Origin of the sequence: Nocardioides sp. S-1144 (assembly GCF_005954645.2) — a bacterium.
Taxonomy (GTDB): Bacteria; Actinomycetota; Actinomycetes; order Propionibacteriales; family Nocardioidaceae; genus Nocardioides; species Nocardioides dongxiaopingii.
The window spans coordinates 1,667,746-1,690,475 of sequence record NZ_CP040695.2 but is presented as its reverse complement, the minus strand read 5'-3'; the positions used below and the strand labels follow the sequence as shown (position 1 = coordinate 1,690,475).

Here is a 22,730-nt window from a genome sequence, read left to right as displayed (position 1 = left end):
CCGAGGACGCCGGCCCGTTCCCGTGTCGACACCGATCGAGAAGTCGAACCCTGGGCCCGGTCGTGGAGTCGTCGGGTCGGCCCAGAACGTCTGAGTGCGCAACCTCATGCGGGAACGTGGGCAGGATGCCAGGGTTCGGGTCATGAAGAAGTTGCGCCGGACCGGACTCGCTGCGCTCGTGGTCTCCGCTTCCCTGGGACTGGCCGTGACGCCGGCTCGGGCCGACCAGGCCGTCCGGGTCGACGCCGTCGGGGACGCCACCGCCTTCGTCTACGACATCTTCACGGGAGAGGGGTCCGTCGCGGATGCCGCGGGCGAGACGGGTGCCGACATCGTTCGCGTCTGGTTCAGCTTCACCCGCCACCACCTGGTCGTGGTCGGGAGGGTCCGACACCTCGACCCGCGCGCTCGCGCGGCTGTCGGGATCGGCGCCGGCGGTCATCGGTACGACGCCCAGTCGACGCGGGACGGTGGGGTGCGGGTTCTCGTCAAGGGCTCGCTCAGCAGGTGCGTGGGAGGGTCGGCGCGAACGGTCCGGCGAACCCAGTCGTACAGGTTCGTGATTCCGGTCGACTGCTTCGGGTCGCCGCCGGAGGCACGGTTCGGCTTCGGAGTCGCCCGTGCTCTCGCTGCTCCCGAGGATCAGGCTGCCGTCGTCTTCGACGACGCCCATCGCGACGGCGCCCGCAAGCTGCCCGACCAGTTCCGGTTGGGCGCCACGATCAAGCGCGGCTGACGCCCGCTCCTCCTGCGTCCCCCGCTCGTGCGGATCGCGCGCGGACGACGTGACGACGGTCCCCGTGCGAGTCGTCCCGGAGGTACCAGACCACCCAGGTCGCTGGGAAGGCGATGCCGACCAGGACGGCAACGGGCCACCGCGTCCCGCGCTCGTGCGCCCCGACGGCGGTCAGGAGGACCAACGCCAGGACCGCGGAGGTGGCACCGAGCACGAGAGCCGTCGTCATGACAGGAGTATGCCCCGGCCCTCGACCGTCGGCCCCTGAGCCGGGTGACCGGACGAGGCTCGCGCCGGGACAGCTCGGGGGCGCCTACTCGGGGAGACACTCGTCCTCGCCGTCGGCGGTTCCCCGGCCGACGAGCCCATCACCCACGGCGGAGGTCGTCGCAACGGAGTCGCGCCACCAGCGCACCTCGTCCTGACACGCGTCCAAGCGGGCGCCGCCGTCGTTGAGCGCGTACCCCAGGAGGCCCGAGCAGAGGGACAGCACGACGATGACCCACCGGGAACGCATCCGCACAGTCCACCAGACGATCGGGCTCGTGTCGCAAGTTCTCGACCAGCCGGCACGGTCACGCCACGCCACTCCGGGGTGGACCCGACGCACGGACGGTCCCCGCGGCCCGGCTGGCGGAGCCAGCACCGCGGCGCGTGCCGACGACTCGGCTCGAGCGAGCCTGCGTGGTCGGGCCGGGACGCTATCGTCCGCCCATGAAGCGCGTCGTCGTCCTCGGAAGCGCGGTGGTCCTGGGTGCCGTCGCCCTGGTGGCGCCTGATCCTCGCGGCGAGGATCCCTGCCCCAGCACCTACGAGTTCGACGGGCGGACCTACGTCGCGCACGAGACGACGGCGGAGGTCACGCCCCGGGACGCGCTGGGGTCAGGGACCGAGACGGGCTGCGGGGACGGGGGCCCGTACACCTCCGAGATGGCGATGCACGACGTCGACGGGGTCGATCCCCGGGTTGCGGTTGTCTCCCCCGTCAACGCTCGGGCGATCTACCTCGCCCGAGGCGCGGAGGTCAGCGACCTGACCCCCGAGGTGGCGGCGGTGGTCCTTCCGTAGCACCGACGCGCCAGGGCCGTCGCGCCGTCGCGATCCGTCTCACCAACGACCTGCGCACCACGAGCTCGAGACACGTGACCACGGCCAGGCGGACGAGACCCGGCTCCACGAGAGCAGCCAACACCTGGTCGGTGAGAACCACGAGAAACACCCGGGCCCCGCCCCCAGGAGACTGGGGGCGGGGCCCGGGTGCAGGTGACCTGGATGGTGCCTCAGGTCTGCGGCTCCCCCGGTTGGACTCGAACCAACGACATCCTGATTAACAGTCAAGCGCTCTGCCAGCTGAGCTACAGGGGATCGTGCGGGGATACGTTAGCAAGGTCCGTGGCGGACGCAGAATCGGGCCACCCACCCGGCGGCTCAGCCGATGCCGACCTCGTCGCGCGCGGCCTGCAGGGCCTCGGCGGCGGCGAGCCGGACGACGGGGTCGTCGGGGTCGATGCCCTCGTCGTACTCGAAGACCCAGGACACCTCGCCCCCGCCACCGGGGGCGCGACGGGCGATCACGCGCACCCCTCGACGCCCGGCGAGCGGCACGTGACGCTGGAGGACGACGGAGGCGGTGACCCTCTCGCGCACCAGCTCGAGCAGCCGGCCCGGCTCCTCGACGACGAACACGTGCTCGGCGCGGTGGTCACCCCAGCTGCCGACCTCGCTGACCCGCAGCGTGGTGGTGTCGCGGTCCCAGTCGGCGGCCTCGACCTGCTCCCACGGCACCCGCTCCGGGGCGTAGAAGGCGTCGCGGGTGCCGCCGAAGGCCTGTCCCTCGGTGGTCGTCGCCCACGCCAGCAGCCGCTCGCCCCTGGCGACGGGCAGCTCGGGTCGGGCCTCCCGGCGTCCACCCCTCACACCGGTCCCCCGACGATCCGGTCGCGCAGGTTGCGGCGGTACTGCTCCAGGGCGGCGAGCTCGCCGAACATCCGGCGGTACTCGTCGACCTGCTCGGGGTTGGTGCGCTGCATCCGGCCCTTGACCGCCGCGATCCGGCGCAGCGCGGTGAGCTCGAGCAGCCGGACGACGTACAGGGTGACGTAGGCGGCGTCCGGGGGCTCCTTCATCAGCGGCTCGACGGCGAGCGCGCTGAGGACCGACGAGACGGCCGGGTCGGTGGCGGAGTCGCGCAGCCGCGACACCCAGCCGGGGTCGTCGGAGCCGGCCACCGTGCCGCCGGCGGCGGCCACGAGCTCCCACACGCCGCGGTAGGTGGGGTGGGTGAAGTCGTTGGGCCCGATGTCGGCGGTCGTGCGGCCGATCGCCATCGGGTGCTGCAGCACCAGCTTGAGCGTCTCGCGCTCGATCGTGAACCGCGGGTCGCTCAGCGGGGGGACGGCGTTGCGCGGCCGCGCCGGCGCCGGCTCGCTGCGCTGCGGCTCCTCGCCCGGCTTGCGGCGCGCGGCGCGCTGCACCTCGGAGAGGACGACGTTGGTGTCGATGTCGGAGCCGATCATCTTGCTGATCTCCTGCGCGAAGGCGGTCACCTTCGACTGGTCGCGGATGGAGGCCACCAGCCGGGCGCTCTCACGCATCGCGTCGACCCGCCCGTCGGCGCGGTCGAGGTCGTACTTGCCGACGATGTTGCCCAGCACGAAGCGGTACAGCGGCTGGCGGCGCGCGACCAGGTCGCGAACGGCCGCGTCGCCGTCGCGGATCCGCAGGTCGCACGGGTCGAGCCCCTCTGGCTGGACGGCCACGTAGGTCTGGGACACGAACTTCTGGTCGCCGGCGAAGGCCTTCAGGGCGGCGTTCTGGCCGGCGGCGTCGCCGTCGAAGGTGAAGATCACCTCGCCGCGGAACTCGTCGTGGTCCATCATGAACCGGCGCAGGACGCGGGTGTGGTCGTCGCCGAACGCCGTGCCGCAGCTCGCGACGGCGGTGGTGATGCCGGCGAGGTGGCAGGCCATCACGTCGGTGTAGCCCTCGACCACGACGGCCTGCGAGACCTTGCCGATCGAGGACCGGGCCAGGTCGATCCCGTAGAGCACCTGACTCTTCTTGTAGAGCGTGGTCTCGGGGGTGTTGAGGTACTTGGCCTCGATCTTGTCGTCGTCGAAGATCCGGCGTGCCCCGAAGCCGATCGTGGCGCCGCTGGGGTCGCGGATCGGCCACAGCAGTCTGCCGCGGAACCGGTCGTAGGCCGACCGGCCGACCGCGACGACGCCGGCGGCGACCGCCTCGTCCTGGCTGAAGCCGCGCCCCCGCAGGTGCTTCCAGAGCGCCTCGCCCTCGCGCGGGGCGAAGCCCATCCCGAAGTGCTCGGCCGCGGCCTGGTCGAAGCCGCGCTCCTGCAGGAAGGTGCGGCCCGCCTCGGCGTCGGGACCGTTGAGCTGGTCGGCGTAGTACTCCTGCGCGACGCGGTTGGCCTCGACGAGCCGCTGGCGCGGCGGACCCTTGGGCCGGTCGTCGCGGCCGTCGCCGTCCTCCCGGCGCAGCTGGATGCCGACCTTGTCGGCCAGCCGCTCGATCGCCTCGGAGAACGAGAGCCCGTCGATGTCCATCAGGAAGGTGAGGACGTCGCCGCCCTTCTGGCAGCCGAAGCAGTGGAAGAAGCCGCGCGAGGGGTTGACGTTGAACGACGGCGACTTCTCGTCGTGGAAGGGGCACAGCCCCTTGAACGAGCCGCCGCCGGCGCTGCGGAGGGTGACGTAGTCGCCGATCACCTCGTCGATGCGGACCTTCTCCCGCACCGCTGCGATGTCGTCCTCTCGGATCCGGCCGGCCACGGGGCGATCCTACGGGCGCGGTCGCGACCTCAGTACGCGCCCGTCATCACGTTGTGGAGGGGCACACCCGCGGCGTAGCGGCGCAGCTGCTCGCGCACGACGCGGTGGGCCCGCGGCCACATCGCGGAGCTGAGGCCGCCGACGTGCGGGGAGACCAGGACGCCGGGCGCCTCCCACAGCGGGTGGTCGGCCGGCAGCGGCTCGGGGTCGGTGACGTCGAGGGCCGCGGTGACCCGGCCGGAGTGCAGCGCGGCGAGCAGGTCGTCGGTGACGACGACCGGCCCACGGGCGACGTTCACGAGCAGCGCGCCGTGCTTCATCCGGTCGAGGAACGCGGCGTCGACGAGGCCGCGGGTCTCGTCGGTGAGCGGCACGACGAGGATGACGACGTCGGCGTCCGGGAGCAGCGCGGGCAGCTCGTCGAGGGCGTGGACGCCGTCGCGGGCGGTGCGCGCGACCCGGGTCACGCTGGCCTCGAACGCCGTCAGGCGGGTCTCGATGGCCTGCCCGATCGCGCCGTGGCCGACCAGCAGCACGCGGCGGTCGGCCAGCGAGGTCCGCCACTGCCCCGCCCACGCGTGCCGCTCCTGGGCGCGCACCAGGTCGGGGACGCCGCGCAGCGAGGCCAGGGTGAGGGTCAGGGCGAGCTCGGCGGTCGAGGTGTCGTGGATCCCGCGGCCGCTGCACAGCGTGACGCCGTCCGGGACGGCCCCGCGCACGTTGTCGACGCCGGCGGTGAGCGTCTGGAGGACCTCCAGCGACGACATCCTCGGGAGCACGTCGGCGACCTCGGACCCGAGGCGGTAGGGCGGCACGTAGAAGGCGACGTCACCGACCGAGCCGGGGACGTCGCCGTCGACCGGGTCGACGACCTCGTAGCGCAGCCCGGCCGGCACCTCCCCCAGGTCGGCGGGGTCGAAGGGCAGCCAGACGAGGGGTTCGCTCACGCCGTCGAGGCTAGTTGTGACCCGGTGGCCCGTCGCGACCGGTCGGGGCCGGTCAGGGGCCGGTCAGGGGCCGGTCAGGGGCCGGTCAGGAGCCGGTCAGACGGGTGTGCCGGGCCACCGCGCTGGCGTCGGTGAGCGCGGCGACCTGGTCGACGACGACCCGCAGCCGGGCGGCGTCGTCGGCCGCGGCACGCCAGTCGTCGGCGTACTGCCGGTCGAGAGCGTCGGGCCCGCGGTCGCAGAGCAGGGCGACGAGGTCGGTGAGGATCTCGCGCTGGCGCTCCATCACCGCCATCCGGTCGGCGGCCTGCATGACGTAGTGCGCCGCGATCCCCTTGAGCACCGCGATCTCCAGCAGGGTCCGGTCCGGCAGCACCAGGTCGGCCTCGAACCGGACGAACGGCCCGTCGCCGGCCGCGAACGTCGCCTGCTGGACGTCGCCGCAGAACCGGCCGATGAGGTCGCTGGTGAGGTTCTTGAGCGCGGCCAGGTGGCGCCGGCTGCCGTCGTACGACGCGCCCGGCCAGCTGTCGACGGCCAGCAGCGCGTCCAGGGCGCCGTCGAGGTCGTCGTCGTGGGCGTCGGGCAGGTACCAGGCGCGGGTGGTGTCCCACACCGCCGCGCGGTCGAGCCGGGTGAGGTCGAGCCGGCCGGCGACGACGCCGTCCTCGACGTCGTGCACCGAGTAGGCGACGTCGTCGGCGAGGTCCATGACCTGGGCCTCGAGGCACTGCCGGTGGACCGGCGCAGGCTGGTGCGGGCCCGGGGCGCGCAGCCAGTCGAAGACCGGCCGGTCGTCGTCGTAGACCCCGAACTTCACCGGGTGCAGCCCCTCGCCGCGCGCCCACGGGTACTTCGTGCAGGCGTCGAGCGTCGCCCGGGTCAGGTTGAGGCCGACCGACCGGTCGCCGTCGAAGGTCTTCGCCTCGAGCCGGGTCAGCAGCCGCAGCGTCTGGGCGTTGCCCTCGAACCCGCCGCACGCCTCGCTCACCTCGGCCAGGGCCCGCTCACCGTTGTGCCCGAACGGCGGGTGCCCGAGGTCGTGCGCGAGCGCGGCGGTCTCGGCGATGTCGGGCTGGCTCCCCAGCGCCCGGGACAGGTCGCGCGCGACCTGGGCGACCTCGAGGGAGTGCGTCAGCCGGTTGCGCACGAAGTCGTCGGACTGCGGCCCCACCACCTGGGTCTTGGCGGCCAGCCGCCGCGACGACGCCGCGTGCACGACCCGGGCCCGGTCGCGCTCGAACGGCGTCCGCACCGGCGCGTCGACGCGCTTCGGCGGCTCCTCGACGACGCGCTCGCGGGCGTGGGCGTCGTAGCGGTCGCTCGGGTCGGCGGTCACTGGCGTGAGCCTAGACGGGAGGGCGACGGCGCGGGCGCGCAGTCTCCCCCGGTCGCGTGGCGTGCCGGCGTCGGGGGGCGGTGCGGCGTCAGTAGGTGGTGACGTGCACGTGGTCGTAGTGGTTCGCGGTGGTGGAGCCGCGGTTCTCCATGCCCCGCCAGCCCTCGCCGGAGCGCTGGACCGACCAGATGCGCTGGGCGTAGATCAGGTAGCTGATGCCAAGGTCGGCGTGGTACTCGCGCAGGAAGTCGGCCACGGCCTGGCCCTCGGCACCGGAGACCATGATGTCGACGGCGATGCCCTGGGCGTGCTCGCCGTCGCCGCGGAAGGTGCCGTAGACGGTGATGTCGGGGAACTGCGCGCACACGGCCTGGTGCACCTTGACGATGTTGGGGCTGACGCCCGAGGCGACCGAGGTGCCGTTGGTGCACTCGCCGCCGAGGGTGAACGGCTCCTCCTCGGTGAGGTAGCCGCTGGTCACCCAGCGGGTCTCGTCCTTCTCCCACACGATCTCGACGCGGTCGAGCATGGTGCGCCCGGTCGCCACGACCTTCTCGCCCGCGGCGATCTCGCCGGTCTGGGCGGCGTCGTCACCGGGCTCGGTCCAGAGGTTGAGGGACTCCGAGGTCCACAGCGTGCTGTCGGCCCGCGCGATCGCGCGCTCGACGGCGGCCGGCTTCAGCAGCGCCTGGATCTCCAGCTCCTGCGGGCTCAGCGCCACCGGGGCCCGGGCCGCGTTCTTCGCGGTGGTCTGCGAGGCGGAGTCGGTGCCACGGGCGGCGTCGCCGCGCCCGGAGTCGCCACCGCGCGACAGGGTGGTGCGCCGTCCGACGACGTCGCCGGCAGTGGTCGCGGTCGGGTCGCCGACGACGGGGCCGGCGGCCACGGGGCTGGCCGGGAGCTCGGCGCCCAGGACGCCGATCGACACGGCACCGGCGGTCGCGATGACGGCCAGGGGGGCGGCGAGGAAGCCGGCCCGGGGGCGCGGGAGCCGCGCGACGAGCTGGGTGCGGGCATTGGTTTCCCGCTTGTGGCGATGCTGAGCCACAGCGCTGATCCTTTGCGATCGATGTCAGGGCGGTGCCCGTCACCGGAGGCCGGCGGCGGGCACGAAGTCACGAGTGAAGCACAGGCGGCGTGGCCGTGGTCAATCTCGACCGAACCTGTGGACAGTGAGCCGGGTCACCCGCCGTCCACCCCGCGGTCACCCGCCGGTGGTCTCGGCGGCGTCCTCGCGCAGCACGACGCCGGTGCCGTCGGTGTCGTCGAGCCACCCCTCGGGGAGCACGACCCGGTCGCGCGGCGAACCCTGCCGCCCGCGCGGCGAGCCCAGCTCGGAGACCGGGAACGGCTCGTCGGCGTCCAGCTCGGCCAGCAGCCCGTCGAGGGCGGCGAGGCTGTCGACGAGCCCGAGCGAGCGGCGCATCGGGCCACCCGCGGCGAAGCCCTTGAGGTACCACGTGACGTGCTTGCGGAACTCCTTGCAGCCGCGCTCCTCCCCCATGTGCTCGCAGAGCAGCTCGGCGTGACGGCGCATCATCGCGGCCACCTCGCCCAGCGTCGGGAGGGTCTTGACGTCGTCACCGGCGAAGGCGGCGGCGAGGTCGCGGAACAGCCACGGCCGGCCCAGGCAGCCGCGCCCGACGACCACGCCCGCGGCACCGGTCTGCTCGACCATCCGCAGCGCGTCGGCCGCCTCCCAGATGTCGCCGTTGCCGAGCACGGGGATGCGGTCGACGTGGGCGACCAGGGCGGCGATCGCGTCCCAGTCGGCCGCGCCGCTGTAGGCCTGCGCGACGGTGCGTCCGTGCAGCGCGATCGCCGCGCAGCCGGCGTCCTCGGCGATCCGGCCGGCGTCGAGGTAGGTGAGGTGGTCCTCGTCGAGGCCCTTGCGGGTCTTCATCGTCACCGGGACGTCGTAGGGCGCCGCGGCCGCGACCGCGTGCTCGAGGATCTGGCCGAGCAGGTTGCGCTTCCAGGGCAGCGCGCCGCCGCCGCCCTTGCGGGTCACCTTCGGGACCGGGCAGCCGAAGTTCAGGTCGACGTGCGCGACGCCGTACTCCCCGCACAGGATCTCGGTGGCCTTGGCGACGTAGACCGGGTCGGTGCCGTAGAGCTGCACCGAGCGGGTCGTCTCCAGCTCGTCGAAGACGAGCATGCTCATCGTGGTCTCGTCGCGCTCGACGAGGCCGCGCGAGGTGATCATCTCGCAGACGTAGAGCCCGGCGCCCTGCTCGGCGCAGAGCCGGCGGTAGGCCGCGTTGGTGATGCCGGCCATCGGGGCCAGCACCACGGGGGTCTCGACCCGCAGCGGGCCGAGCTGGAGGGGGGAGGTCACCCCTCCATGATGCGTGGTGCCCGCACCCCGCACGAAAAGCACGCCGACCCGTCAGTGATCACTGACGGGTCGGCGTGGTGGGTCGGTCAGCAGCCGACGAACCGCTCGGCGAAGTAGGCGGAGATCCGGTCGAGGGAGACCCGCTCCTGGGCCATCGAGTCGCGCTCGCGCACGGTGACGGCGTGGTCGTCGAGGGTGTCGAAGTCGACGGTCACGCAGTAGGGCGTGCCGATCTCGTCCTGGCGGCGGTAGCGCTTGCCGATGGCACCGGCGTCGTCGAAGTCGACGTTCCAGCCGCGGCGCAGCTCGGCGGCGAGGTCGCGGGCCTTGGGCGACAGGTCGGCGTTGCGGCTCAGCGGCAGGACGGCGACCTTGACCGGCGCCAGCCGCGGGTCGAGGCGCAGCACGGTGCGCTTGTCGACGCCGCCCTTGGTGTTGGGCGCCTCGTCCTCGTGGAAGGCGTCGACCAGGAACGTCATCAGGCTGCGGCTCAGCCCGGCCGCCGGCTCGATGACGTACGGCACGTAGCGCTCGTTGTTGGCCTGGTCGAAGTAGCTGAGGTCCTTGCCGGAGGCCTCGCTGTGGGTCTTGAGGTCGAAGTCGGTGCGGTTGGCGATGCCCTCGAGCTCGCCCCACTCCGAGCCCTGGAACCGGAAGCGGTACTCGATGTCGACGGTGCGCTTGGAGTAGTGGCTCAGCTTCTCCTGCGCGTGCTCGTAGTGGCGCAGGTTGTCGGGGTCGACGCCGAGGTCGACGTACCAGCGGGTGCGCTCGTCGATCCAGTACTGGTGCCACTCCTCGTCCTCGCCCGGCTTGACGAAGAACTCCATCTCCATCTGCTCGAACTCACGGGTGCGGAAGATGAAGTTGCCGGGGGTGATCTCGTTGCGGAAGCTCTTGCCGACCTGGGCGATGCCGAAGGGCGGCTTGGTGCGGCTGCTGGTGACGACGTTCTGGAAGTTCAGGAAGATGCCCTGCGCGGTCTCGGGGCGCAGGTAGTGCAGGCCGGACTCGTCGTCGACGACGCCGAGGTAGGTCTTGAGCAGGCCCGAGAACGCGCGCGGCTCGGTCCACGCGCCGCGGGTGCCGCAGTTGGGGCAGGCGAGCGTGGCCAGGTCGATGTCGTCGGGGTCGGTGTCGCCGCCCTTCTTCTCGGCCGCGGCCTCCTGCAGGTGGTCGGCGCGGAAGCGCTTGTGGCAGCTCTGGCACTCGGTGAGCGGGTCGGCGAAGGTCGCGACGTGGCCGCTGGCCTCCCACGTCTGGCGCGGCAGGATCACGCTGGAGTCGAGGCCGACGACGTCGTCGCGCATCTGCACCATGGACTTCCACCACTGGCGCTTGATGTTGTCCTTGAGCTCGACGCCGAGCGGGCCGTAGTCCCAGGCCGAGCGCGTGCCTCCGTAGATCTCCCCGCACGGGTAGACGAAACCCCGGCGCTTGGCGAGGGAGACGACGTTGTCGACGGCGGACGGGGGCGGCTTCGCCACGGTGGTGCTCCTGGTGCTGGTGCGGTCGACTGGCTGTCGATCGTGGAGCTTTCAGCCTAACGAGCGCGTCTGCCGGATGTTCAGGTCGGTCCCGGGGTCGGCGACCTCGTAGGCGCTGGGCTCGTCGATCGCCCGCAGGAGCGTCGGGACGGCGTGCAGCTTCACGTCGTAGGCCGACAGCGCGCGCCGGTAGGCCCCGACGTGCTCCCACGTCGTGGAGAGCACCCACAGCTCGGGGTCGTCGACGTTGCGCCCGATCGTGCCGGTCAGGTAGCCGGGCCGCTCGGCGAGCGCGGCGTGGGCCCGCTGCAGGTCGGCGCGGAACGTGGCGCCGTCGTCCTCGGGCACGCGGAAGCGGTTGACGACGATCACGCTCGCGAGGGTAGTCGCCGTTTCACTAGGGTCGGGCCATGACCTCGCCCGCCGAGCACCCGGAGCTCCCGCACGACCGGGTCGCCTACCCGGACCCCCCGTGGCGGATGGTCGGGTCGCTGTGGCTGACCCTGTTCCGGCTCGGCGCCGACGTCGGCGACCGCCCCCGGGGCCTGTACGGCGCCGCGTTCGTCTCCTACGACGAGGGCAGCCCCCTGACCTACTCCGAGCTGCTGGTGGCGCGGGCGCTCCCCGCGGCGCGAGGGCCGGGGCCGGCGGGGCTCGATCACCACATCTGGGTCGACTCCCCCGCCTCGGTCGCGGGCGGCCGCGAGCTGTGGGCGATCCCCAAGGGCCTGTGCGACTTCGACCTCGACTCCGCCCACCGCGGGCCGCTCACGACGACCGACTGGTCGGCGTCGCTGGGCCGACGTCCGATCGCGAGCGCGACGTTCCGCGACGTCTCACGGGTGGCGCCGCGGCTCCCGTTCCGCATGGGGCTCTGGCAGCCGGGCCTGCCCGAGGGGGGCGGCGACCGCAGCACCACCTTCGGCGGCAGCGCCAAGATCCTGCCCGCCCGCGCCCGCTGGGACTTCGCCGACGACGGGCCGCTCGCGTTCCTGCGCCGGGCGCGCCCCCTGTCGTCGTCGCGGATGGCGTCGTTCCGCATGACCTTCGGATAGGCCCGCACGTGGTCAGGGGGCGTCCGGAGCCCGACTCGAAGCTGGTCGAGCGGGTCGCGCGGACGGCGACCACGCTGCCCGACGCCTACGAGGAGGAGGCGTGGACCGGCGTGCGGTGGCGGGTGCGGAGGCGGACGTTCGCGCACGTGCTGGTGCTGACGCCGCACCACGTCGAGGAGTACGCGCCCGGCACGGTCGTCGAGCCGGCGCCGGCGGTCGTGTTCCGGTCCGCCGGCGAGGAGCTCCTCGCGCTGAGCAGCGCCGGGCCGCCCTACCTCCGGCCGCCGTGGGCGCCGGGCGTGGTCGCGCTGCTGCTCGACGACGCCACCGACTGGGACGAGGTCGCCGAGCTGGTCACCGAGAGCTACCGGGTGATGGCCCCGCAGGTGCTCGTCCGGCGGCTCGACGGACGCCGCTGAGCCCTCCGGCTCAGCCGTCGCCCGCGTCGCCCGCGGCGCCGGCGTCGTCCGCGCCGTGCTCGGCGCCGGCCCGGCGGGCGGAGTCGCGGATCTCGAACACCTCGGTGGCGAAGCCGCCGAGCACGCCGGCGACGTCCCTGACCGCGGCGGTGATGATCGTGGTGACCTCACCGACCGTGGTGGCCGCGGCCTCGGCGGCCGCCTGGAGGGAGTCCTTGGTGATCTCGGACTTCGACAGGTGGTCGTTCATGGCTCCAGTGTGCCCCTCAGCCGGGTACGGCGGAGGCCCGCGGGGGCAGCGCCATCCGGCAGATCTTCCTCGCGACGCTCAGCAGCTGCTTGCCCAGCGGACCGGTGCTGTAGGTGAGGCCGTGGCGCTGGCAGATCTCGCGGACCTCCTCGGCGACCTGCGGGTAGCGCCGGGCGGGCAGGTCGGGGAAGAGGTGGTGCTCGATCTGGTGCGAGAGGTTGCCGGTCATCAGGTGGAACAGCGGCCTGCCGGTGATGTTGGCCGACCCGAGCAGCTGGCGGTGGTACCAGTGCCCGCGGGACTCGTCCGCGCGCGGACCTCCTCGGCGGCCCACATGGGGTTCACCAGCTCGAGGTAGCGGTCGACGCCGTGCGGCGAGGTGAGGGCGGCCAGGACCCGGGAGCGCAGCAGGCGCGCGCCCCACGACGGTGCCGGGGCCGGGCCGGGCGAGGGGGCGGGCGAAGGGGCGGTCGTGGTGCTCATGTCGCCTCCGTTTCGGTGCACGTATGTACACCGAAACCATCCCGGAGGCGGTGGACGCGGTCGAGACCCGCGCACGGTGAGCGTGGACACACGTGCACTGGCTAGGATCATCCGATGACCGAGACCCGGGTCGAGCGCAAGGAGCGGACCCGCCGCGCCCTCCTCGACGCCACCCTCGCGCTCTGCGAGGACAGCAGCCTGGTCGCGCTGTCGCTGCGCCAGGTCGCCAAGGAGGTCGGCATCGTGCCGACGGCGTTCTACCGGCACTTCGACTCCCTCGAGGACCTCGGCCTGGCCCTGGTCGACGAGTCCTTCGTGTCGCTGCGGGCGATGCTGCGCGAGGTCCGCAGCAGCGACCCGACGTTCCGCGACATCGTCGACGGCTCGGTCGACATCCTGGTGACCCACGTGCACCAGCAGCGCCAGCACTTCGAGTTCATCGTCCGCGAGCGCGCGGCCGGCCCGTTGTCGGTCCGCGAGGCGATCCGTCACCAGGTCGAGCTCGCCGAGCGCGAGCTGGCCACCGACCTGGCCCGGATGCCGGGCACCGAGCCGTGGTCGGCGTCCGACCTGCGCGTCCTGTCGAGCCTGATCGTCGGCGCGATGGTGAGCACCGCCGAGGCGATCCTGGTCGCCGCCGGCCGGCTCGACCTCGAGAAGGAGGTCGCCGAGACCGCCCGCACCCAGCTGCGGATGGTGCTCGTCGGCGCGCTGAACTGGACCTCCCGGGCCTGAGCGCGTCCCCGTCCCCGGCGCCGCCGGGCTCCTAGGCTGGCGCCATGGAGCACGAGGAGTACGCACAGCACGACGCCGTCGGCCTGGCCGAGCTGGTCCGCACCGGGCAGACCACGCCCGCCGAGCTGCTGCGCGCGGCCCGGGAGCGGATGGCGGAGGTGAACGACCGGGTCAACGCGATCGTCGTCGACGTCGACCCGCCCGACGACACCAGCACCGACGGCCCGTTCGCCGGCGTCCCGTTCCTCGTCAAGGACCTCGGCCAGGACGTGCGGCACTACCCCACCAGCGGCGGCTCCCGCTCGCTGTCGACGCTGCCGGCCGCCGAGCACGCGACGGTCGTGCAGCGCTGGCTGGACGCCGGCCTGGTGGTCTTCGGCAAGACCAACACCCCCGAGTTCGGCGCGAAGGGCATCACCGAGCCCGAGCTCTACGGGCCGGCGCGCAACCCGTGGAACACCGACCACACGCCCGGCGGCTCCTCCGGCGGCTCCGCCGCGGCCGTCGCGGCCGGCATCGTCCCGTGCGCGGGGGCCAGCGACGGCGGCGGCTCGATCCGGATCCCCGCCTCCGCGTGCGGCCTGTTCGGGCTCAAGGCCACCCGCGGCCTGGTGCCCGCCGGCCCGGCCCAGGGCGAGCCGCTCGGCGGGACGGCGACCCACGGCGTCATCTCCCGCAGCGTCCGCGACAGCGCCGCGATGCTCGACGTCCTCGCCGGGGCGATCCCGAGCTCGCCCTACCTGCCGCAGGTGGCCGAGGGCAGCTACGCCGACGCCGCGCTGCGCGAGCCCGGCCGGCTGCGGATCGCGGTCTGCACGGCGAGCGCCATCAACCCCGACCCCGACCCCGAGGCGATCGCCGCGACCACCGCGGCCGCCGAGCTCCTCGAGCGGCTCGGGCACGACGTCGAGGTGCTCGACGCCCAGCCCTTCGACGACGCCACCCTGGCCAAGGACTTCCTCACCAGCTGGTTCGTCTACTGCGCCTTCTCCGTCGACGAGGCCAAGCGGCTCACCGGCAGCGGCGACGGCGGGTTCGAGGCCGACACGCTCACCATGGCCGCGCTGGGTCGCGCCACCAGCCCGGTCGACTTCGTGCGCTCGATCGAGAACCGGCACACCCACGTGCGCCGCCTCGCCGAGTTCCACGAGACCCACGACCTGCTGCTCACGCCCACCACCGCCACCGCTCCCCCGCGGATCGGCGCCTTCGACGCGCCGCTGCCCGTGCGCCTGGCCCAGAAGGCGCTGCTGACCGCGCGCTCGGCCAGCATCCTGCGCCTGACGCCGATCGTGGACCAGATGATCAGCCAGAACCTCGGCTGGGTCCCCTACACGCAGCTGGCGAACCTGACCGGGCGCCCGGCGATGACGGTGCCGCTGCACTGGACGGCGGCCGGGCTGCCGATCGGCGTCCAGCTCGTCGGCCGGCTCGGCGCCGACGCGCAGCTGCTCAGCCTGGCCGGCCAGCTCGAGGACGCCCAGCCCTGGGCCCACCGGCGTCCCGCGCTCTGAGGCCAGGTCGCACCGGGCGGCCCCGGCGTCGTCAGCGCCCGGTGAAGGGCACGACCGGACGCACGGTGACCTCCGGGATGGTCGCGTCGTCGGAGAGGTCGAGCACGTGCAGGATGGTGTCGGCCACGGTCTCCGGGCTGATCCACCGCGCGGCGTCGTAGGTGCGCCCCTCCTGCTCGTGGACCTTCTCCTGCATCGGCGTCGCGGTGCGGCTGGGGAAGACCGTGGTGACGCGGACGCCGTTGCCCGCCTCCTCCCCGCGCAGCGCGTCGGCGACGGCGCGCAGCCCGAACTTCGACGCGGCGTAGGCGGCCCAGTCGGGGTTGGCCACCAGCCCGGCCGAGGAGTTCACGAAGACCACCAACCCGTGCGCCGCACGCAGGGCGGGAAGCAGGAGCCGGGTCAGCACGACCGGCGCGACCAGGTTGACGTCGAGGTGCTCGCGCAGCGACGCCGCCGTCACCTCCGCCACCGGCGCGAGGTCGACCACGCCGGCGACGTGGTGCAGGGAGTCGAGCCGCTCGAGCTCGGGCACGGTCAGGGACGCCGGGTCGGCCAGGTCGGCGACGAACGTCCGTGCGCCGGGGTAGCGCGCGGCGAGCTCCTCCGCGCGCTGCGCGGTCCGGGCCGGCAGCACGAGCTGCTCGTCGCGGGTCATCAGGGCCTGCGCGAGCGCGGCGCCGATGCCCGACCTGGCGCCGGTCACCAGGTGGGTGCCCATCAGCGGGTGAAGACGATCTTGCCGAAGACGTCGCCGCCGGCCATCGCGGCGAACCCGTCGCGCGCCTCCGACAGCGGGACCTCGCGGTCGATGAGCGGCTTGGTGCCGGTCGCGTCCAGCAGGTTGACCAGCGCGGCGAGCTCGTCGCGGGTGCCCATCGTCGAGCCCACGACGCTGAGCTGGAGGAAGAAGATGCGGGTCAGCTCGGCGTCGTCGAGCTTCGGCCCGGACGTCGTCCCGCTGGTGACCAGGGTGCCGCCGGGACGCAGCGCCCGGATGGAGTGCGACCAGGTCGCGCGGCCGACGGTCTCCATGACGGCGTCCACCTTCACCGGCAACCGGGCGCCGGACTCGAAGACGTCGTGGGCGCCGATCTCGAGCGCCCGCGCCCGCTTGGCGTCGTCGCGGCTGGTGGCCAGCACCCGCAGCCCGGCGGCGCGCGCCAGGATGATGCAGGCCGTCGCGACGCCGCCGCCCGCGCCCTGCACGAGCACGGTGTCGCCGGCGGTGAGCCCGCCGCGGGTGAAGAGCATCCGGTAGGCGGTGAGCCAGGCGGTCGGGAGGCAGGCGGCCTCGGCGAACGACAGCGACGCCGGCTTCGGGACGACGTTGCGCCGCGGGACGACGACCCGCTCGGCCAGCGTGCCCTGGTGCCGCTCGGAGAGCAGCGAGCGGCGCGGGTCGAAGGTCTCGTCGCCGGTCCACGCGGGGTCGCTGATCACGGCGTGGACGACGACCTCGTTGCCGTCCTCGTCGAGGCCAGCGGCGTCGCAGCCCAGGATCATCGGGAGCTGCTCCTGCTTGAGCCCCACGCCGCGCAGCGACCAGACGTCGTGGTGGTTCAGCGAGGCGGCCCTGACCTCCACGGTGGTCCAGCCCTCGGGGGCGACGGGCTCGGGTCGATCGCCGAGGACGAGCCCGTCGAGCGGCGCGTCGGGCGAGAAGGACTCTGCGTAGACGGCGAACATCCTGCGAGGGTAGCCGCGTCACCTCTCCGCAACCTTCGAGGTCTACCGTGGTCGACATGGAGCAGCCCTACGTCATCGTCATCTTCGGCGCGACCGGGGACCTGGCCAAGCGCAAGCTGCTGCCGGCCCTGCTGCGCCTCGTCGAGGCCAACCTGATGCCCGACTGCCGGATCATCGGGACCTCCCTCGAGGAGCTGGACACCGCCCAGTTCGACGCCCTGGCCCGCGCGGCGTGCGAGGAGTTCGGCAAGGGCGACATCACCGACGAGCGCTGGGCGCCGTTCTCGGCGCGGCTGCGCTACCTCCCCACCGCGGCCGGACCGAGCGCCCTGACCTCGGTGGTCAAGGAGTGCGAGGCCGAGCTGACCGCCGAGATCGGACCGGTCGAGGTCGGCCGCCTGCACTACCTGAGCGTGCCGCCCAAGGCCGCGCTCGACGTCATCCACGAGCTCGCCGACGCCGACCTCGTCGACCGGGCCAAGGTCATCATGGAGAAGCCCTTCGGCACCGACCTGGCCTCGGCGAAGGCGCTCAACGACGAGGTGCACCAGGTCTTCGACGAGGACCAGGTCTTCCGCATCGACCACTTCCTGGGCAAGGAGGCCGCTCAGAACATCCTGGCCTTCCGCTTCGCCAACGGCCTCTTCGAGCCGATCTGGAACCGCAACTTCATCGACCACGTGCAGATCGACGTCCCGGAGACCCTCGGGCTGGAGGGCCGCACCAAGTTCTACGAGACGACCGGCGCCTACCGCGACATGGTGGTCACCCACCTCATGCAGGTGCTGGCCTTCATGGCGATGGAGCCGCCGACCACGCTGGCGGATGGCCCGATCGGCGAGGAGAAGCTGAAGGTCTTCCGCTCGATGCGCCCGATCGAGCCGCACAACGTCGTCCGCGGGCAGTACGGCGGGTACCGCGGCAAGGAGCAGGTCGCCGACGACTCCGACACCGAGACCTTCATCGCCCTCAAGGTCGAGATCGACAACTGGCGCTGGGCCGGCGTCCCGTTCTACCTGCGCACCGGGAAGAAGCTCGCCGAGGGCGCTCGGATCATCTCGATCGCCTTCAAGGAGCCCCCGCTCTCGATGTTCCCCGCCGGCTCGAACGCCGGCACCCAGGGCCCCGACCACCTGACCTTCGACCTGGCCGACCAGTCGCGGATGTCGCTGTCGTTCTACGGCAAGCGCCCCGGACCGGGGATGAAGCTGGAGAAGCTGTCGATGCAGTTCGCGACCGTCGACACCACCGCGTCGGGGTCGGTGCTGGAGGCCTACGAGCGGCTCATCCACGACGCCATGCGTGGCGACCACACGCTGTTCACCTCCGCGGCGGGCATCGAGACGCTGTGGGAGAAGTCCGAGGCGCTGCTCAACAACCCGGTGCCGGTCCGGGGCTACATCCCCGGCTCGTGGGGTCCCAACGCCATCCACCAGCTCATCGCCCCGCACGCGTGGCGGCTGCCGTTCGAGCGCACCTGGCGCGACCCCAACGCCACCGGCGGCTGAGCGGGCCGGTCAGGCCCGCGCGACGCCGTCGGCCCGGGCGGCCGCCGACACCGCGGCGGCGACGGCCGGCCCCACGCGGGGGTCGAACGGCGAGGGGATGACGTAGTCCTCGGCGAGGTCGTCGCCCACGAGGTCGGCCAGCGCGGTGGCGGCGGCGACCTTCATGCCCTCGGTGATCGCGCTGGCGTGCACCTCGAAGGCGCCGCGGAAGATGCCCGGGAAGGCCAGCACGTTGTTGATCTGGTTCGGGAAGTCCGAGCGGCCGGTCGCGACGACGCGGGCGTAGCGGTGCGCCACCTCCGGGTGCACCTCGGGCGTCGGGTTGGCCATCGCGAAGATGATCGCCTCGGGCGCCATCCGGGCGACGTCCTCCTCCGGGATCGTGCCGCCGGAGACACCGAGGTAGACGTCGGCGCCGTCGAGCACGTCGGCGAGGCTGCCGGTGCGGCCGGACCGGTCGGCGGTGATCTCGGCGAGCGCCTTCTTCACCGGCGTGAGGTCGCCGCGCCCGGAGTGCACGACGCCCTTGCGGTCGGTGACGGCGAGGTCCTCGATGCCGGCCTCGAGCAGGATCTTGGCGATCGCGACGCCGGCCGCACCGGCCCCGGAGATGACCACGCGGGTCGCGGACGCCGTCCGGCCGGTGAGGCGGAGCGCGTTGGTGAGCGCGGCGAGCGCGACCACGGCGGTGCCGTGCTGGTCGTCGTGGAAGACGGGGATGTCGAGGCGCTCCTTGAGGCGGTCCTCGATCTCGAAGCAGCGCGGGGCGGAGATGTCCTCGAGGTTGACGCCGCCGAAGCTCGGCGCGAGCCGCGCGACGGTCTCGATGATCTCCTCGGTGTCGGTGGTGTCGAGGCAGATCGGGACGGCGTCGACGCCGCCGAACTGCTTGAACAGCACCGCCTTGCCCTCCATCACCGGCATCGCGGCGGCCGGGCCGATGTCGCCGAGGCCGAGCACGGCGGTGCCGTCGGAGACGATGGCCACCACGTTGGGGACCCACGTGTAGTGCTGGGTCAGCGACGGGTCGGCCGCGATCGCCTCGCACACCAGGGCCACCCCCGGGGTGTAGGCCAGCGAGAGGTCGTCGCGCCCGGCCAGGGCGACCGTCGAGACCGTCTGCATCTTGCCGCCGACGTGCAGGTCGAAGACCGGGTCCCCGGCCCGCGGGTGCGGGGCCCTGCCGGTCACGGTTCCCTCGTCGGTGCCCTGCTCGGTGTCAGCCACCTTTGGGATACTTCCACAACGACCGGTACCGGTCGGGTGCGTCGGAGGAGACCCGGATCACACTCGGCGGGCCACCCGTCCCGGCCGCGGCCAGATCCGCCAGGCCACGACACCGAGCACGGCGTCGTCGCCGACGGCCCCCCGGGCTCGCGAGTCGGCGAGCCCCTCGGCGGCGTTGTCGCTGAGCAGCCACCAGCCGCTCCCGCGCCGCTCGGCGACCCGCTTGACCACCGCCGTCCCGTCGGCGAAGCGCGCCACGACGACGTCGCCCACCCGCGGCGCGCGGCGTCCGAGCACCAGCAGCCGGTCGCCGGGGCGCAGGGCCGGCAGCATCGAGCGGCCCCGCACCCGGACCATCCGCAGGGTGGGCACCCTCAGGGGTCTGGATTCGACGGGGTCCACGCGGAGTAGTGTCGCAAGAACCGCAACGACTCCTGATCGAGAGGACCCGCATGCTCTCCCGCCTGCTCCCCCGTTTCTTCGCCCCGACCCTCGAGGTCCAGGCCCACTGCGACCTGCCCTGCGGCGTCTACGACCCCGCCCAGGCCCGCATCGAGGCCGAGTCGATCAAGGCCGTCATCGGCAAGCTCGCCGACAACGACGACCCCGACTTCCGCACCCGTGCCGTGATCATCAAGGAGCAGCGCTCCGAGTTGGTCAAGCACCACCTCTGGGTGCTGTGGACCGACTACTTCAAGCCCCCGCACTTCGAGAAGTACCCCCAGCTGCACTCGCTGGTCAACGAGGCCACCAAGCTCGCCGGCGCCTCCGGCACCAAGGGCACCATGGACGCCGACGTCGCCGACCAGCTGCTGGCCAAGATCGACGAGATCGCCGAGATCTTCTGGGAGACCAAGAAGGCCTGACGCACCCGGGTTCGTCCCGGCCCACCACCCGCCGTCCGCCCGCTCGGGGCACCCTGGTCGGCGGGTGGTGCTCGTCAGGGGCGGCACCGCCACCCCACCGCACCACCCCTCGACGACGACGACGGGGGTCCACCGCCACGGGAAGGCTGGTCCCCGCGATGCGCGACCCGGCACCGCACCCCGCACCGGACTCTTCGACGGACCCCTCGACGGACCCCTCCACGGACCCCGACGACGGGTCGGGGTTCGGGTCCCCCGCCCCGCTCTGGCGGGCGGTCGCGCGCCGTCGTCCACCCGGGACCGACGTCCGGTGGCGCAGCCCGCTGCGCGGCCCGTGGCTCACGTCGGCCTTCGGCCTGGTGCTGCTCGTCGTCCTCCCGGTCGTCACGGTCACCGGGCTGCTGTCCTACGCCGCCTACGGCCCCCGATTCGACCAGGCCTACCCCGGCGACGTCGGGTTCCTGCGGCTGCCGGACTTCGACTGGCCGACCGACCCGCCCTGGCTGTACCGCCTCAACCAGGGCCTGCACGTCGGCCTCGGCCTGGTCGTCGTCCCCGTGGTGCTCGCGAAGCTGTGGTCGGTCATCCCCAAGCTGTTCCAGTGGCCGCCCGCGCGCTCGCTCGCCCAGGTCCTCGAACGGGTCTCGCTGCTCATGCTGGTCGGCGGCCTGCTGTTCGAGATCGTCACCGGGGTGCTGAACATCCAGTACGACTACGTCTTCGGCTTCAGCTTCTACACCGCCCACTACTACGGCGCGTGGGTCTTCATCGCGGGGTTCGTCGTCCACGTCCCCCTCAAGCTGCCCACGATGGTCCGCGCGCTGCGCGGGACCTCCCTGCGCGAGGTGATGCGCACCGGCCGTGAGGACACCCGGCCCGAGACCGGGCCCGGTCACGGGCTGATCCCCGCCGACCCCGACCCGCCGACCCTGAGCCGGCGCGGGGCGCTGGGCCTGGTCGGGGGCGGGAGCCTCCTGGTCCTGGTCCTCACCGCCGGCCAGACCGTCGGCGGCGTCGCCCGGTACGCGGCCGTGCTGATGCCCCGGGGACGCCAGCCCGCCGGGACCTTCCCGGTCAACAAGACCGCCGAGGCGGCCGGGATCAGCCGCGAGGCCGTCGCGGGCTGGCGGCTGACCCTGACCGGCGGGGCCGCCGAGGTGTCGCTGACCCGTGAGCAGCTGCTCGCGCTGCCCCAGCACACCGCCACCCTCCCGATCGCCTGCGTCGAGGGGTGGTCGACGACCCAGACCTGGACCGGCGTCCGGCTGCGCGACCTGGCCCGGCTCGCCGGCGTCACCGACCCGTCGTCGGCGCGCGTCGACTCGATCCAGGAGTCCGGGCTGTTCCGCGCCGCCAGCCTGCAGGCCAACCAGGTCGCCCACGCCGACTCGATGCTCGCGCTCCAGGTCGACGGCGCCGACCTCACCCTCGACCACGGCTACCCCGCCCGGATCATGGTGCCGGCCATCCCCGGCGTCCACTGCACCAAGTGGGTCGGCACCATCGACTTCGAGGCGGGCTGACGGTGCCGACCCCCACCCCTCTCGTCGCCCGGTTCCGGCGCGGCTACGGCGCCGGCCCGGCGCACCTGGTGCTGCTCCTCGCCGCGCTCGCCCTCGCCGTCCACACGGTGCGGACCCTCGGGCTCGACGCGCTGTGGGACCCGGAGGTCTGGTGGCAGTCGATCGCCGTCTGGTTCATCGGCGCGGCCGTCGTGCACGACCTGGTCCTGTACCCGGCGACCGCGGCCGTCGACACGGTCATCACCCGCGTCACCCGACGCCGCCCAGGCCGCCGGCGCGGCTCGGTCCCGGTCGTGAACTTCGTGCGCGTCCCGCTCCTGGCCTGTGCCCTGGTGACCGCGCTGTTCCTCCCCGGGATCATCCGCCACGGTGCCGACACCTACCAGCGCGCCACCGGCCAGACCCAGGACCCCTTCCTGCTGCGCTGGGCCCTGCTGTGCTCCGCGTTCCTGCTCCTGGGCCTGGCCGCCTACGGCCTCGCCCGCGTCCGCGCGGCGCGCCGGACGACGTCCGAGCCCGCGCCGCCCGAGCCGCCGACCCGGCGTCCCGTCGCGACCGCGCCTCCCTCATCGGGTCGGTCGCCCGGCGGGGATTTCCCCGGTCGGCCGGGGAAGTCTGAACTTGGGGGGCGATATTTCGGCCGACAAGTTCAGGGATCCCCGGTCGACCGGGGAAATCCCGCCCCGGCGCCGGCCCCCGCGCCGGCTGCCGGCGCGGTCACCGGCGGTCCGGGCCGGGCGCCCGTCGTCGCCCTGATCGCGGGGACTGCCGTGGCCGTCGTGGTCGTCGTGCTCGTGCGCCGCCGCGGCCGGGACTAGCCAGCCCG

24 protein-coding genes and 1 tRNA gene are annotated in these 22,730 nt (G+C 73.2%); 10 read left to right on the top strand and 15 right to left on the bottom strand.

The window, feature by feature from the left end; all coding sequences use genetic code 11:
* Nucleotides 1–142: 142 nt before the first annotated feature.
* A complete protein-coding gene (locus FE634_RS07970) occupies nt 143–736 on the top strand; it encodes a hypothetical protein (protein ID WP_138875571.1) in 594 nt (197 codons plus the stop codon).
* Nucleotides 737–1,450: 714 nt separating this feature from the next.
* Entirely contained in the window at nt 1,451–1,804 is a 354-nt protein-coding gene (locus FE634_RS07965) for a DUF6281 family protein (protein WP_148240497.1), read from the top strand.
* A 224-nt stretch (nt 1,805–2,028) separates the two neighbouring features.
* Here FE634_RS07965 and FE634_RS07960 read toward each other — a convergent pair.
* The 9 genes from FE634_RS07960 to FE634_RS07920 all read right to left on the bottom strand — a co-directional run bounded on the left by FE634_RS07960 (nt 2,029) and on the right by FE634_RS07920 (nt 11,007).
* Nucleotides 2,029–2,101 (bottom strand) — tRNA-Asn (locus FE634_RS07960).
* A 63-nt stretch (nt 2,102–2,164) separates the two neighbouring features.
* Complete coding sequence (locus FE634_RS20965; protein WP_222847690.1) at nt 2,165–2,653, bottom strand: hypothetical protein; 489 nt, start codon at nt 2,651–2,653, stop codon at nt 2,165–2,167.
* Nucleotides 2,650–4,524: a DNA primase gene (gene dnaG / locus FE634_RS07950; protein WP_138875569.1), complete on the bottom strand. Its 1,875-nt coding sequence runs from the start codon at nt 4,522–4,524 to the stop codon at nt 2,650–2,652. The genes FE634_RS20965 and dnaG overlap by 4 nt, the downstream gene beginning before the upstream one ends.
* Before the next feature lie 29 nt (nt 4,525–4,553).
* Nucleotides 4,554–5,471 (bottom strand): 2-hydroxyacid dehydrogenase, encoded by a 918-nt coding sequence (locus tag FE634_RS07945; RefSeq protein ID WP_138875568.1) that lies wholly within the window; start codon nt 5,469–5,471, stop codon nt 4,554–4,556.
* Nucleotides 5,472–5,556: 85 nt separating this feature from the next.
* Complete coding sequence (locus FE634_RS07940; protein WP_138875567.1) at nt 5,557–6,810, bottom strand: deoxyguanosinetriphosphate triphosphohydrolase; 1,254 nt, start codon at nt 6,808–6,810, stop codon at nt 5,557–5,559.
* A gap of 88 nt (nt 6,811–6,898) precedes the next feature.
* A complete protein-coding gene (locus FE634_RS07935) occupies nt 6,899–7,858 on the bottom strand; it encodes an SH3 domain-containing protein (protein WP_138875566.1) in 960 nt (319 codons plus the stop codon).
* Between the two features lie 156 nt (nt 7,859–8,014).
* Nucleotides 8,015–9,088 carry a tRNA dihydrouridine synthase DusB gene (gene dusB, locus FE634_RS07930; protein ID WP_137294689.1) on the bottom strand — a complete coding sequence of 358 codons (1,074 nt, stop codon included), beginning with the start codon at nt 9,086–9,088 and terminating at the stop codon, nt 8,015–8,017.
* A gap of 146 nt (nt 9,089–9,234) precedes the next feature.
* Entirely contained in the window at nt 9,235–10,635 is a 1,401-nt protein-coding gene (locus FE634_RS07925) for a glycine--tRNA ligase (RefSeq protein ID WP_137294643.1), read from the bottom strand.
* A gap of 51 nt (nt 10,636–10,686) precedes the next feature.
* The gene (locus tag FE634_RS07920) at nt 10,687–11,007 is read right to left on the bottom strand and encodes an antibiotic biosynthesis monooxygenase family protein (protein WP_137294644.1); all 321 of its coding nucleotides are present in this window, start codon (nt 11,005–11,007) and stop codon (nt 10,687–10,689) included.
* Between the two features lie 38 nt (nt 11,008–11,045).
* Between FE634_RS07920 and FE634_RS07915 the strand changes: the two genes are divergently transcribed.
* Both FE634_RS07915 and FE634_RS07910 read left to right on the top strand, forming a co-directional pair.
* Entirely contained in the window at nt 11,046–11,690 is a 645-nt protein-coding gene (locus FE634_RS07915) for an acetoacetate decarboxylase family protein (protein ID WP_148240496.1), read from the top strand.
* Nucleotides 11,691–11,698: 8 nt separating this feature from the next.
* Nucleotides 11,699–12,109, top strand: coding sequence for an MmcQ/YjbR family DNA-binding protein (locus tag FE634_RS07910; RefSeq protein WP_262347620.1), 411 nt, complete (start codon nt 11,699–11,701; stop codon nt 12,107–12,109).
* Between the two features lie 10 nt (nt 12,110–12,119).
* Here the strand turns inward: FE634_RS07910 and FE634_RS07905 are convergent, their stop codons facing one another.
* Nucleotides 12,120–12,359 (bottom strand): hypothetical protein, encoded by a 240-nt coding sequence (locus FE634_RS07905; RefSeq protein WP_138875564.1) that lies wholly within the window; start codon nt 12,357–12,359, stop codon nt 12,120–12,122.
* A gap of 16 nt (nt 12,360–12,375) precedes the next feature.
* Nucleotides 12,376–12,693, bottom strand: coding sequence for a fatty acid desaturase family protein (locus FE634_RS21580; protein ID WP_316043825.1), 318 nt, complete (start codon nt 12,691–12,693; stop codon nt 12,376–12,378).
* A 263-nt stretch (nt 12,694–12,956) separates the two neighbouring features.
* Here FE634_RS21580 and FE634_RS07895 point away from each other — a divergent pair, with 263 nt between their 5' ends.
* Complete coding sequence (locus tag FE634_RS07895; protein WP_137294647.1) at nt 12,957–13,577, top strand: TetR family transcriptional regulator; 621 nt, start codon at nt 12,957–12,959, stop codon at nt 13,575–13,577.
* A 44-nt stretch (nt 13,578–13,621) separates the two neighbouring features.
* A complete protein-coding gene (locus FE634_RS07890; protein WP_137294648.1) occupies nt 13,622–15,091 on the top strand; it encodes an amidase in 1,470 nt (489 codons plus the stop codon).
* A gap of 31 nt (nt 15,092–15,122) precedes the next feature.
* Here the strand turns inward: FE634_RS07890 and FE634_RS07885 are convergent, their stop codons facing one another.
* Both FE634_RS07885 and FE634_RS07880 read right to left on the bottom strand, forming a co-directional pair.
* On the bottom strand, nt 15,123–15,812 hold the full coding sequence (locus tag FE634_RS07885) for an SDR family oxidoreductase (protein ID WP_137294649.1): 690 nt from the start codon (nt 15,810–15,812) through the stop codon (nt 15,123–15,125).
* Nucleotides 15,812–16,780 carry a zinc-binding dehydrogenase gene (locus tag FE634_RS07880; RefSeq protein ID WP_137294650.1) on the bottom strand — a complete coding sequence of 323 codons (969 nt, stop codon included), beginning with the start codon at nt 16,778–16,780 and terminating at the stop codon, nt 15,812–15,814. The genes FE634_RS07885 and FE634_RS07880 overlap by 1 nt, the downstream gene beginning before the upstream one ends.
* Nucleotides 16,781–16,836: 56 nt before the next feature.
* Here FE634_RS07880 and zwf point away from each other — a divergent pair, with 56 nt between their 5' ends.
* Nucleotides 16,837–18,288: a glucose-6-phosphate dehydrogenase gene (zwf, locus tag FE634_RS07875; protein ID WP_137294651.1), complete on the top strand. Its 1,452-nt coding sequence runs from the start codon at nt 16,837–16,839 to the stop codon at nt 18,286–18,288.
* 9 nt (nt 18,289–18,297) lie between these two features.
* On the opposite strand, the gene FE634_RS07870 is transcribed toward zwf, so the two are convergent.
* Nucleotides 18,298–19,413, bottom strand: coding sequence for an NAD(P)-dependent malic enzyme (locus tag FE634_RS07870; protein ID WP_138877104.1), 1,116 nt, complete (start codon nt 19,411–19,413; stop codon nt 18,298–18,300).
* Between the two features lie 159 nt (nt 19,414–19,572).
* Complete coding sequence (locus tag FE634_RS07865) at nt 19,573–19,887, bottom strand: S24/S26 family peptidase (protein ID WP_262347619.1); 315 nt, start codon at nt 19,885–19,887, stop codon at nt 19,573–19,575.
* A gap of 80 nt (nt 19,888–19,967) precedes the next feature.
* Between FE634_RS07865 and sodN the strand changes: the two genes are divergently transcribed.
* The 3 genes from sodN to FE634_RS21315 all read left to right on the top strand — a co-directional run bounded on the left by sodN (nt 19,968) and on the right by FE634_RS21315 (nt 22,722).
* Complete coding sequence (gene sodN, locus FE634_RS07860; protein WP_137294652.1) at nt 19,968–20,381, top strand: superoxide dismutase, Ni; 414 nt, start codon at nt 19,968–19,970, stop codon at nt 20,379–20,381.
* A 359-nt stretch (nt 20,382–20,740) separates the two neighbouring features.
* On the top strand, nt 20,741–21,904 hold the full coding sequence (locus FE634_RS07855; RefSeq protein WP_222847689.1) for a molybdopterin-dependent oxidoreductase: 1,164 nt from the start codon (nt 20,741–20,743) through the stop codon (nt 21,902–21,904).
* Nucleotides 21,905–21,906: 2 nt separating this feature from the next.
* Nucleotides 21,907–22,722 carry a hypothetical protein gene (locus FE634_RS21315; RefSeq protein WP_222847688.1) on the top strand — a complete coding sequence of 272 codons (816 nt, stop codon included), beginning with the start codon at nt 21,907–21,909 and terminating at the stop codon, nt 22,720–22,722.
* The last annotated feature ends 8 nt before the right edge of the window (nt 22,723–22,730 follow it).